Origin of the sequence: Siminovitchia sediminis (genome assembly GCF_042680885.1) — a bacterium.
In the GTDB taxonomy this organism is placed as follows: Bacteria; Bacillota; Bacilli; order Bacillales; family Bacillaceae_C; genus Siminovitchia; species Siminovitchia sediminis.
Map to the genome: position 1 here is coordinate 46,023 of NZ_JBHUEO010000017.1, position 12,194 is coordinate 58,216.

At 41.9% G+C, this 12,194-nt stretch carries 11 protein-coding genes; 7 read left to right on the plus strand and 4 right to left on the minus strand.

The features are described 5' to 3' along the window. Window positions 1-179: 179 nt before the first annotated feature. The 5 genes from ACFSCZ_RS07590 to ACFSCZ_RS07610 all read left to right on the plus strand — a co-directional run bounded on the left by ACFSCZ_RS07590 (window position 180) and on the right by ACFSCZ_RS07610 (window position 4,646). Window positions 180-497, plus strand: a complete 318-nt coding sequence (locus ACFSCZ_RS07590) for a hypothetical protein (protein ID WP_380773245.1) — start codon at window positions 180-182, stop codon at window positions 495-497. 186 nt (window positions 498-683) lie between these two features. Beyond that, entirely contained in the window at window positions 684-1,625 is a 942-nt protein-coding gene (locus ACFSCZ_RS07595) for a threonine ammonia-lyase (protein WP_380773246.1), read from the plus strand. Window positions 1,626-1,888: 263 nt separating this feature from the next. Continuing rightward, window positions 1,889-3,613 carry a sulfate adenylyltransferase gene (locus tag ACFSCZ_RS07600; RefSeq protein ID WP_380773247.1) on the plus strand — a complete coding sequence of 575 codons (1,725 nt, stop codon included), beginning with the start codon at window positions 1,889-1,891 and terminating at the stop codon, window positions 3,611-3,613. 197 nt (window positions 3,614-3,810) lie between these two features. Beyond that, entirely contained in the window at window positions 3,811-4,185 is a 375-nt protein-coding gene (locus tag ACFSCZ_RS07605; protein WP_380773335.1) for a hypothetical protein, read from the plus strand. Continuing rightward, window positions 4,182-4,646, plus strand: a complete 465-nt coding sequence (locus ACFSCZ_RS07610) for an aminodeoxychorismate lyase (RefSeq protein ID WP_380773248.1) — start codon at window positions 4,182-4,184, stop codon at window positions 4,644-4,646. Before ACFSCZ_RS07605 ends, ACFSCZ_RS07610 begins: the two co-directional genes overlap by 4 nt. 66 nt (window positions 4,647-4,712) lie before the next feature. On the opposite strand, the gene ACFSCZ_RS07615 is transcribed toward ACFSCZ_RS07610, so the two are convergent. Then, window positions 4,713-5,825 carry a CAP domain-containing protein gene (locus ACFSCZ_RS07615; RefSeq protein WP_380773249.1) on the minus strand — a complete coding sequence of 371 codons (1,113 nt, stop codon included), beginning with the start codon at window positions 5,823-5,825 and terminating at the stop codon, window positions 4,713-4,715. 324 nt (window positions 5,826-6,149) lie between these two features. On the opposite strand from ACFSCZ_RS07615, the gene cydD reads away from it, so the two are divergent. Both cydD and cydC read left to right on the plus strand, forming a co-directional pair. Further along, window positions 6,150-7,880 (plus strand): thiol reductant ABC exporter subunit CydD, encoded by a 1,731-nt coding sequence (cydD, locus tag ACFSCZ_RS07620; RefSeq protein WP_380773250.1) that lies wholly within the window; start codon window positions 6,150-6,152, stop codon window positions 7,878-7,880. After that, window positions 7,877-9,592, plus strand: coding sequence for a thiol reductant ABC exporter subunit CydC (cydC, locus tag ACFSCZ_RS07625; protein ID WP_380773251.1), 1,716 nt, complete (start codon window positions 7,877-7,879; stop codon window positions 9,590-9,592). Before cydD ends, cydC begins: the two co-directional genes overlap by 4 nt. A 97-nt stretch (window positions 9,593-9,689) precedes the next feature. Here cydC and cydS read toward each other — a convergent pair whose 3' ends face one another. The 3 genes from cydS to ACFSCZ_RS07640 are packed head-to-tail and all read right to left on the minus strand — an operon-like array spanning window position 9,690 to window position 12,183. Beyond that, window positions 9,690-9,806, minus strand: a complete 117-nt coding sequence (cydS, locus tag ACFSCZ_RS07630; RefSeq protein ID WP_380773253.1) for a cytochrome bd oxidase small subunit CydS family protein — start codon at window positions 9,804-9,806, stop codon at window positions 9,690-9,692. Window positions 9,807-9,811: 5 nt separating this feature from the next. Next, window positions 9,812-10,831 (minus strand): cytochrome d ubiquinol oxidase subunit II, encoded by a 1,020-nt coding sequence (locus ACFSCZ_RS07635; RefSeq protein ID WP_380773254.1) that lies wholly within the window; start codon window positions 10,829-10,831, stop codon window positions 9,812-9,814. Beyond that, complete coding sequence (locus ACFSCZ_RS07640) at window positions 10,828-12,183, minus strand: cytochrome ubiquinol oxidase subunit I (RefSeq protein WP_380773255.1); 1,356 nt, start codon at window positions 12,181-12,183, stop codon at window positions 10,828-10,830. Before ACFSCZ_RS07640 ends, ACFSCZ_RS07635 begins: the two co-directional genes overlap by 4 nt. Window positions 12,184-12,194: the final 11 nt, after the last annotated feature.

Below are 12,194 nucleotides of genomic sequence, written 5' to 3' on the forward strand. Positions count from 1 at the left end.
ATCCCAAGAAAATTGGGCGGGCCATACGATTGGCTGGAGACAAATATTGTTCAGTATCATACTCCTTACAAGCTTCCGTTAATTATAAATTAGTGTTGAACGGAAATGAACAATCATTTAATATGGTGTAAGAGGGGAGCAAAAATGGGCTCCTCTTTTTAAATATGAAGGGATAGAGGATGGAACAATTGAGTACGATGAATGTAGAAAAGAAAATCATAGACAGCTACCGTAAAGATGAAAAAATGATGATTCTGATCTTTGCACAATGGTGCATCAATCATGATTTACATCCATTAGATCTTTATAGTAAAGCTTATCCGCATCAAAAGGGAAATCAAAGTCTGAAAGAAGCCATGGAATTGACCGTACCCAAAGAGGAATCCGGGGACATAGCCAATGATACTTTGCTTCATGTGCTGTCATTATTTGGAAATGAAGATTTGGCTTTTATCGTATCTGAGGAAATAGAAAAGATGAATGGAAGCAGGAAATAGGGAAGTTCATCATCGATGTCCCCAGGCGGGGGAAAACTGAAAGTCTTCAATTTGACAATGATAACCAGTTACTTTGATCAATTCATGGAACCTTTGATGATGTTGGAGGAAATGGAGGAGGAAAAAAGAAAAACAGGTATTAGGCAATCTGTTTGTAAAAAACTTAAAATAATCGGAGGTGCGTGAATGATTCAATTACGTCAGATTTACGAGGCTCAAGAAAGAATCAGGCATATTGTAAAAACAACCCCGATACTAAGTTCTGACACCATTTCGGCAGAAACGGGCAATTACATTTTTTTTAAGTGTGAGCACCTTCAAAAGACCGGAGCATTTAAAATACGCGGAGCTTCGAACAAAGTCATTGTTGAAGCGCAGGACAATATAAAACATGTCGTTGCGGCATCGTCAGGAAACCATGGACAGGCTGTGGCCTACATAGCAGGGCGCCTTGGGATCCCTGCCACCATTGTTGTGCCTGAAGATGCTGCAGCCTGCAAAAGAGATGCAATCCGTGCCTATAAAGGGAGAATTGAAAATTGCGGAACCACCTCTGAAGAACGGATTGAAAGGGCCAAACAAATCAGCGGCGGCGGACAATCCCTATTTATCCCTCCTTACGATGATCCTTTCATTATGGCAGGGCAAGGTACAGCCGGCTTGGAAATCATCAAACAGCTTGATGAAATCGATGAAGTATACATACCCGTTGGAGGAGGCGGATTAATATCTGGAGTGGCCACAGCCATTAAAGAATCTCAGCCCGGGATCCGGATCATTGGCGTAGAGCCTGCAATGGCCAATGATACATATTTATCCTTTCAGCAAGGAAAAAGGGTCAATATAGGCGGAAGTCAAACCATTGCTGATGGACTGCGAACCTCTATTCCGGGCGAATTGACTTTTTCGGTTGTTCAAAAATATGTAGATGATATTGTATTGGTTGAAGAAGAAGATATCAAGAGTGCTATCAGAATCGTTTTAACCAGAATGAAACAGCTGATTGAACCTTCGGGAGCGGTTTCTGTAGCTGGTGCCTTAAAGAGAAAACCTGAAGGCAAGAGAATTGTGGCGTTCATCTCCGGAGGAAATGTGGACGTAGAGAGAATTCCGGATTTATTAGAGTAATTTGTGCTTATCCAATGCCGATATGAAAAATTTTTCACTTGTAATTTTAATAAGAGTATATATATAATAAATTTAATATTTGATATTTGAAAGAGTAGAAAATTAATTAAGACCGCCTTGGTCTTTGTTTTTGTTTTCTGTAAAAGCGTTTGCAACCTCTTCGTCCACAGTGCTGCCTTAAATATATAAGGTGAATAGATTGGAAGAATGGTAAGGAACAACATGAATGAGCATAGAATATCAATCTGGGGGGAATAGACAGAATGGAACAAAAGACTGCAGTTCAAGCGACAAACCAATTTGACGGGTATCCTCAACAGCCTCATGGAGGCAAACTGGTGGATCGGGTGTTGAGGGGAAAAGAACGGGAAGAAGCAATGGAAAGAGCGAAACAGCTCCCTATGATTATGGTTGATTTGGAAGCGGTTATCACATTAGAAATGATTGCCACAGGCGTGTTATCGCCCAATGAGGGATTTATGAATGAAGAAGACTATAAGTCTGTCCTGTATAACGGCCGCTTGAAAAACGGGGTAATTTGGCCGGTACCTTTAAGCTTTGCCCCGATCGGAAACAGGAATAAGGAAGTAGTGGCTTCCTTGAATGTCGGTGATGAGGTTGCTTTGGCTGATGAAACGAAAGAACCTGTGGCCATCTTGAAAATAGAGGACCTTTTTGCTTATAACAAAGAGGAACGCGCATCTCAATTGTTTGGCACCACAGATCGCAGCCATCCCGGGGTAGACTCCATCTTCCGTAGAATGGGAGATGTTGCACTGGGCGGTCCGATCAGCCTGCTAAGACGCGTGGACTGGGGACCTTTTGAAAAAATCAGGCTGGAACCGAAGGATACATGGAGAATTTTTTATGAAGAGAAAAAATTCCGGTCCGTCGGAGGATTCATTACCGGGGCCAACCCGCTTCACAGAGGGCATGAATATATCCATAAAAATGCCTTGGAAACCATTGATGGATTATTGATTCAGCCTCTGGTAGAAATGGCCAAAAGAGAATATACAAGAAATGAATTTCGGATGCTTGCCTATCGCAGTGTTTTAGAAACGTACTATCCGAAAGATTTGACAACCTTGGCACCTTTGCGTGTGACGTATATTTTTGCCGGCCCTCGTGAAACCGTTTTACATGCACTGATCATGAAAAACTTTGGTTGTACACATGCATTAATCGGACGTGACCATGCCGGTGTCGGTGATTTTTATGATAAGTATGCGAGTCACTCCATTTTTGACGAATTCACACCAGAGGAGCTTGGCATTGACGTAAGGCTGTACCATGAAGTATTTTACTGCACCCGTTGCTCGAATCACGCAACTGAAAAAACATGTTTCCACGATGATCGATTCAGATTAAGAATTTCCGGTACAGGGATCAGGGAGATGCTCAGGCACGGTATTATGCCTCCTAAAGAAATTGTCCGTCCGGAATCCAGCCGTATCGCTATGCAGGGAATCCAGCCAAAAGGAATTGATGAAAATCAAGAATCGATATCTCCTGTGGGTAAAACGGTCAAAAGCATGTTTCCATTTTACTTGGAAGCCACGCGTTTGGGCGGTACTTACCGGCGTGAGAAACTGACTCCAGAGGAACTGACTGTCCGCGACCTGGAATCTGCTGCCATGGATGCCCGCTTAAATGCTGACCGCATTTATAATGACATCTACGAGGAATACACGTATGTAGGTGATACAGACCGTGATATGCAGAGACAGTGGATTTCAGAAGCAAGAGATGCCATGCGTCGTCAACAGCAAATGGTTGTTGAAGATTTGGAAGAAAAAGTTAAGCAGGCTCCGGAGTCTGCATCGGACGAATTTTTATATCAGGACCGGCAGGAGTCTCAGCGTGAACTTGATGTAGCGAGAAATATTCTTCAAGACATACCTCCGGCACTTCATCCGGAGGACTTGAAAGAACGTGTATGGAATCCATTGCCATACAAACGTTATCGCGGAGATGACAATGAATAGATAGCAGGATGCTCCCGTATGTGCAGGGGCTTCATGTTGTATGGAACAAAAAAAGCCACTGGCAAAGGCCGGTGGCTTTATCTTTTGCAACTTTTGTCTAATTTTCCTTTTAATCTTGAAAAACCGGTCGAAAAATCCAAGTTGTGGTTGTATAATAAGATATTGGAATAAACCATAGGAGAGGAGATCCTATTTTGATGGAGTGGACATTAGGAGGACTTTTCGCAGCCTCAATAGTATTATTGGTCATTTCGGGATTAAGGGAGCGCAGAAACCAAAAGAAAACCCAAACTGAGATGGACATGATGCATATCACTACAATGAATGAGATGAAAGATGTTAGAGAAGAACTTCGCAGAATCGAATTAGACATGGACATTTTTAAAAAGGCATCCGGTATCCAATTATCTGGAGAAGAAATCACATTTATCCGCGAGGTATTGGACCTGTATCACCGAAAATACTCCATAGTCAACATTGCTGAACAAAAACAGGCATCTGAAGAACAGATTAGAAGAATCATCTCTACTTATACTGAAACAAACCAAGAAAGGAGAAAAGTGGCACCATGAGATTAAATCCAATGGCAAGCTTTGCGGCTGGTATTCTGCTGGCTGCATCCATTAGCAGTGCCGCTTACTTCTCCACAAAAAGCGAGGCTTCCACTCAAGAAAGCTCAAAAAAATCCTCTATAACGATTGAAGAGATGAAAACCGAGCTGGAATCATCCGGCTACATTGTGCAAACTACAGAGGAATTTGACCAATTTATCGAAAATGTCAAAGCATCCAAGCAAAAGGAACAGCCCAAAGAGGCAGGAAAAACAGTGTATCGGGTTGTCATTAATGTAACAGATGGAATGACAAGCATTGATGTCGGGAACATGCTTGTAAAGGGTAAGATTATCGAGGATGCGTTCAAATTCACAAAAGAAGTGGAGAAGAGGAAAGTAGAAAACCGGCTTCGCCCAGGATCTTATGAAGTCGATAGCGAGATGTCACAGGACGAAATCATAAACACCATATTTAAATAGAATTTCCTGTTTACATGAAGTGCCCGATGACCGGCTTTGGCAAGACCGGATATCATCGGGCACGTTTTATTTTCCTATGAATTTTTCTGTATAATACGGCCTGGATTGAGAGTCAAACGCAACACCTGTTCCGAGAGAATGAAAGTCCGGGCTCAATATATTTTTTCTGTGTCCTATAGAGTTCATTAGGCCCTCATGTGCAAAAATGCTGCTGACCTGGCCCATGGCAATGTTTTCGCCTGCAGCTCTATACCAAATTTGGTCTTCTTCTAAGCGATCAAATGGGGATTGGCCTTTTAAATTATCATGACTGAAGTATTGATTTTCCGCCATATCGGCACTATGTTCCCGAGCTGTCACTTTTACACGGTCATCCCATGACAGCGGATGCAGCCCATGATGAACCCGTGAAGCATTCACCAGATCGAATAATTGATATTCGAATCCTTCCTTTAATTCATTACTGCTGATTCCGAAGTAATCCGTCTTTTGGTCTTCCAGGCTTTTGCTGATGATTTGCAGGGCTGTAACGGTATCCCCCTCATGCTTATCGTAAAATACGGTAATATAGCTGTTATCCAATTCATACGTATGATATTCTCCAGGATTCTGTACTTGGTATAAAACAAAACCTTTACGTATACCTGTCAAGGGTTCTCCAAGTTTTTGAACAACCGATTCTTTCGAATCACTAAGATGGATATCAAGCTTGGAAGAAATTACATCCTGATTTGTATATAGACCTGAAACTTTCCCTTCTTTATTGTAAGCAGCCATAAAGAAATTTTGATAGTTTTCATGGTAAGTAAACCATTTTACTCCATATTCGTTGTAAGTGGACTGAACTGCAGGACCGGCATGGTTTTCTACATTTTCCTTTGTATCGCCTATCTCAATATTGTGAATTGAAAAAGCTTGTTCTTCAGGTATGGAAAGAACAGGACTTTCTACTTCCTTGGGAGGCTCCACACCTTTCATCTTGTTTTCTAAAGACTGGAGTCCAGTCTCTACATCACCGATCCAATCTGAGACCTTAGGATGATTTGCTATAGATTCTGCGTAATGCCGAAATTGTTTTATACCGTTCTGAACAGCTGCTACAACCTGTTCGTTTCCTTGTTGATATAGAATGAACCCTCCAACGGCGAGACAGAGAAGAATTACTCTAATAAAATTCAAATGGGATTCACTCCTTATTACATTTAAATAATGATCCATTAGTTCTATTTTATAATGAATAGGAGAAAAATGAAAACAAGGGAGGATGGAAGATATAGGGATGTTGCGGGTCCTGGAGTAATGAAGTAAATATTGGATATTCAATTATCATAATCAGAGTTAATGACTCTACATGCGTCTGCATGGAGAAAATCAACTTGCTGTCAATAGAAAATGACATTTATGTTAACTGGATAACTTAGGTTTTACTATACCGGTACATCTTTTATATAATTATGTGAAAGAATTCACTTGAATAATTTTTCACTTGGAGGTCATTGTTGAATGACAGGTCTGATGGACATGGCAAAAGAGCAGAAGGGAAGACTTGCTTTTATTGCACTTTCGGCATTTTTGACGGGGGTTGCGATTATCGGACAAAGCTATTTATTTGTCGTGATTGTGGATCGTGTATTTTTGCAGGGATATACCTTCTCACAAGTTGCTCCTTATTTATTTTGGCTGATCGCGGCTCTTTTTGCACGGACACTGTTTCAATTTTTGAGTGGAAGAAGCGGCATCAAGATGGCATCAAAAGTAAAAGGAGAACTTCGGAAAGCCCTCTTACACAAATTCGCGGAACATCCGTTGCAGGCATCGCTTCAAGGACAATCCGGTGAAAAAGTAAGTGTCCTGATGGATACAGTAGATGAAATTGATAGTTTTTTCAGCAATTATCTTCCGCAGGTTATACAATCCAGCATGATTCCATTGATGCTTTTGGCCGTTATTTTTGTGGAACATGCAGCAACCGGCGTCATTATTTTACTGTCCGCACCATTTATTCCTATCTTTATGGTGATTATTGGCTTCCAGACAAAAGAAAAATCAGAGGAACAGCTGGATAAGATGGCGGCGTTTTCGGGGAAGTTTCTTGATACACTCCAAGGATTAACAACGCTCAGACTGTTCGGCCGTTCAAGGGATCAGAAGGAAAAAATTCAAAATAGCAGTCTTGAATTTCGCGATGCTACAATGGCTGTACTAAAAACCGCCTTCATGAATTCATTGGCATTGGAATTTATTTCAATGCTCAGCATCGGCTTAATTGCCCTGGAAGTTGCCATTCGAATGATTATTTTTCAGGATCTTTCGTTTTTTACTGGATTTCTGATGCTGATATTGGCTCCGGAACTTTTTACTAAACTAAAAGATCTTGGAAGCGCGTTTCATACCGGCCGTGAAAGTATGGGAGCAGCAAAAAAGCTTGAACGGGAAATGTCAGAGACCGCTCCACCAGTTACTTACGGTGAAGAACCTTTGAAAAAAGGCGGACCGCCAGAGTTACAACTTGTTTCCGCCAGCTTTAGTTACGGTAGAGAAGCTTTTACCATGAAGAATATCACTGCAACCATCCATCCCAAGGAGCAAGTTGCTATTGTCGGGAAAACAGGTTCAGGAAAATCTACGCTTTTACATCTGATAGCCGGACTTGTCCCGCTTTCAGATGGTGAAATAAAAATTAATGGACAACCACGCTCAAATTTCAGGGAGAAAGATTGGTTTGATCAGTTGAGCTATATATCACAGCATCCCTATATATTTTCAGGGACCATTGCCGAAAACATTGCCATTGGCGGGCGAAGAGATGCAACAAGAAGAGAAATTGAATCAGCCGGCAAAAGAGCAGGGATATCCGAGTTAGTAAACTCGCTTGAAAAGGGGTATGATACACTGATTGGCGAAGGTGGGCGAGGACTATCTGGAGGAGAGAAACAACGGGTGGCGATTGCAAGAGCATTTTTAAAACGCCCGTCTGTTATTCTTTTTGATGAACCGACGACAGGATTAGATTTGCAAACCGAACGCATTCTGCAATCCTCGATCAGGGAATTGGCAGAAAACTCTACCATTATAACGGTTGCCCATCGGCTGCACACGATAAAAAATGCGGACAAGATCCTGTTTCTTGACAATGGGCAACTCCTGGCATCGGGTACTCATCAAGAATTGCTTCAATCCGTAGAAGCTTATCGGAACATGGTTTCTGTTCAGCGAGGAGGGGTGGGATCATGAAGGAATGGGGGATGATCCTTAAAGCATTATTTGTTGAAAAGAGAGACATCGTCCTTTCGATTCTATTTGGTTTTATTGCAGGGATGACTGCAGTGGTATTGTTTTCTGCCAGCGGGTATCTGATTTCAAAGTCAGCACTTACACCTCCCTTGTATACGTTGATGGTTTTAGTGGCTACGGTTAAATTGCTGGGGTTCATTTCTGCATTAAGCCGGTACGGGGAAAGATATTTTTCCCATCGCGGGACATTCACGATGCTAAGTCATTTAAGAATGATGTTTTATGAGAAATTAGAACCATTGGCCCCGTCAATTTTTGGGAAATATAGGAGCGGAGATTTGCTGGCAAGGATTGTTGGGGATGTTGAAACATTACAAAACTTTTTTTTGCGTGTTTTTTATCCTCCGGTAGTCTTACTGCTGGTATTTACTGGCACAATTTTTTTTACTGCATTCTATTCGTTGGAAATTGCTTTGATAGTTCTCATTGGTCTTCTGGTGACGACCTTGATTGTACCATCATACTTTGCATATAGGCTAAGTAAAGTAGACCGGCAGGTGAGGGAGGTCCGCGGAGAGTTATCAACGGAGGTAACAGAATTTTTATACGGTTTTCGGGACTTGAAAATGTACCAGCAAGTCAAGAAGCAAGAGGAAAAGCTGCTTAAAGCTTCGGATGTATATGTAAAAGAGCAGGAACGGGAGAATGTGCATCGTTTATTCAGTGAAGCGTCAAATACATTTGTCTCCCTGCTGGTCACCGTGTTTGTATTAGGGTCAGGAGCATATTTAATAACTATTGGAAAGCTGGACGGTATATTTTTGGCTATGCTTGTCATGATATCGCTGACCGTTTTTGAAAGTACAGCACCTATGGCAGTCTTTCCGAGTTATTTTCAAGAAAGCCATCAAGCATCTGCACGACTTGTTTCAGTTGTGGAAAACCAGCCTTTCCACGAACCTTTGAAAAAGAAGGAGTTGCAAACCGATAAAGCTCCAGTAGTAGAAGTGAAAAAAGCAACATTTTATTTTCCGGGAGAGGAACGTCCGGCCTTGAAAAATGTTTCATTTAAGCTTGAACCTGGTTCCAAAACTGCAATTGTTGGTCCTAGTGGTTCAGGTAAGTCTACATTGCTTCAGCTGATATTAAACCTGTATTCATTGGAAGAAGGGGAAGTGCTGCTGAATTATATGCCGATCCGTTCTTTTACCGAAGAAAGTATTTGGGAACAAACCAATGTGATACTCCAAGCCAGCCACTTTTTTCATGGCACGATTCGCAGCAACTTACACATTGCAAAGAATGATGCGAAGGATGATGACTTAGAAATCGTTCTGAAAAAAGTTCAGCTTGAGCACTTTTCATTGGATGATCCAGTTTTTGAAAAAGGTGATAATTTGTCAGGCGGGGAAAAGCAGCGTCTTGCTATCGCAAGGGTACTACTTAAAAATGCACCCCTATGGCTGTTGGATGAGCCAACCTCCTCACTGGATGCATTAACAGAAGCAACCATGTATGATCTATTATTTACCGAAGCAAAGGATGATACAGTCGTCCTGGTCAGTCATCGCTTGTCAGGCCTGGAGAATATGAATCAAATTATTGTGATGGATCAAGGGGAAGTTATTGAATCAGGCACATTTGATGAGTTAATGAATCAAAAGGGATATTTTTATAATATGAAGAAGATTGAGCAAAGTGTATTTCAATAAAGAACCGGCAAGCAAACTCGTCGCTTGCCGGTTTGTTGTAAGAGAGCAAATTCATTCTCCAACGTCGATCCAGCCGGGTCTGCTTTCATCCGTTCACCTAACTTTTATCCTCATCTGTAAAAGGGTCATCCTTTTTGGCCGCCCAAAATGTGGCAGCAATTGCAGCAATCATCACGAGAAAGGGTGCAGCAAAAATAAAAAAGTCATTCAACATGTGACTCACTCCTTCTTATTTCCTGCGACATAATCTCTGTCAAAAAGGAACAACTTTAATAACAGATAAATGGAAGGTACTAATAAAAGCAGTCCAAGAATGAATACAACGATCAGAGAAATAGCCATTGCCTCATTTGTAAAGCCTTCGTAAATCGTTAAATGCGGATAGAGCAAGTATGGATAATGCGATATTCCATATGCATAAAAAGCAAATGCGAATTGCCCAATCAATAGCCATACGGCAGTGCCGTACTTGTTCTGATTCCATAGCAACCATACGGTTGCGATCCATAAGACAGCGGATATGGCGAACATCCACCATAGATCAAGGATACGCTCAAAATGCTCTGGATTGTGAAAGCTGAGTTCATATATAATTCCGCCGGCAGCAATAATTAATGGAAGGCTCCAGGCCAGGGCATACTTACGCATTAAATCTGTTGCGGCCGTATCACCCGCTTTGTCCGCATACCATGTAAGAAAAACGGCCGAAATATACAAAACTGCAGCCAGTGCCAAGACGACAATTGACCAAGATAACGGGCTTGTAAACAAGGCCCAATAATCCATAACAGGCTTGCCATCAATGATGGATACGAACCCACCTTCTGAAATGGCCAAAACAACGGATAACGCAGCCGGTACAAGAAGACCGGCAATGCCATACATAAAGGCATACCCTTTATGTCCTCTTGCTCCATACGTTTCAAACGCGTAATAGGACCCCCGAATGGTCATTAGGATCAGCGCGAAACTGCCGGGAACAAGGAGGATGGTTCCAAAATAAAATGCTGATTTCGGGAAAAACCCTACAATCCCGACAAAAAAGAATACGAAGAATACGTTGGTCACTTCCCACACCGGAGATAAATAACGCTGAATGATTTTGGATAAAATATGTTGTTTTCCGGTGATAATCCCGTAAGCGTTGAAAAAACCGGCTCCAAAATCAATAGCCCCCAGCAATACGTAACCAAAGAGAAAGGTCCACAGCACCGAAATACCTATAATTTCCAAACTCATTTCACTTCACCAGCCTGTTTTTCTTTATAGCGTTCGATCTCTGACTCTATTGGATTTTTATGAAACATCCGGCGAAGTACAACAGCAGTTCCAATGACTAAAATAAGATATAACAGCGCAAAGAGGATAAACATGACCCCGACATAATCACTTGTCGTAGCAGCTTGGTCCACGGTCATAATTCCGCGAAGAATCCATGGCTGCCGTCCAACTTCCGTCATCCACCATCCCGCTTCGATTGCCAGGAAGGAAAGGGGGCCTCCCAAAACAATGATCCAGCGGAACCAATTCGCACTTACAAAAGACCATCCCCGCTTGGTTCCGATCCAGTAAGTTAAGGATAAAACCAGCATAAACACACCAATGGTCACCATGATATCAAAGAAATAATGGACCATAAGCGGCGGGATTTCTTCTTCTGGAAATTGGTCCAAACCAATGACTTCGGACGTTGGATTTCCGTGGGCCAGTATACTCAATGCAAACGGTATTTCAATTGCATACTTGACATTTTCGTTTTCATCCAACACTCCATACAAAACCAGAGGTGCTCCTTCTTCTGTTTTAAAATGCCATTCTGCAGCAGCTAATTTTTCCGGTTGATATACAGCCAAATATTTACCCGAGAAATCTCCAATTAAGGCAGCAGCAACAGAAAATATCAGACCGGCTTTCATGGTCATATGCAAAGCTTTCTTATGATACACATGATTGGATCCTTTAATTAATCGATAGGCTCCAATGGCTGCCAGCATAAACGCCACAGTCATGTACGCGGTGGCTAGAACATGTGAAACCTTTGTCGGCATTGCTAATGTGAACATGGCCAGAAACGGATTTGCATCTGTCAATTGGCCATTTATCAAGTTGAAACCTTGAGGTGTATTCATAAATGAGTTGACGATTGTAATAAATAAGGCGGAAGCTCCTGCACCTAACGCAACAGGAATAAGGAGCAAGAAATGTTTCCGCTGGTCGTCAAATCGGTCCCAAGTATAATAATAAATACCTAAAAATATGGCTTCAAAGAAGAATGCAAAAACTTCCATAAATAGAGGCAAAGCAATAATATTACCGGCAAGCTCCATAAAGTTTGGCCAAAGAAGGGAAAGCTGCAATCCAATGATCGTTCCGGTTACGACTCCGACAGCTACAGTAACGAGATATCCGCGAGTCCAGCGTCTGGCCATCAGGATATAGTGATCGTCATTCTTCTTTATTCCGAGCCAATGTGCAATCATAATAAATAGCGGAAATCCTACACCAATCGTCGCATAAATAGCATGTACTGAGAGGGTCAGCAGTGTTAACATTCTGCTGGCAAATACCGGATCTTCAAATAGCAGGTTCATTTTCTACCTCC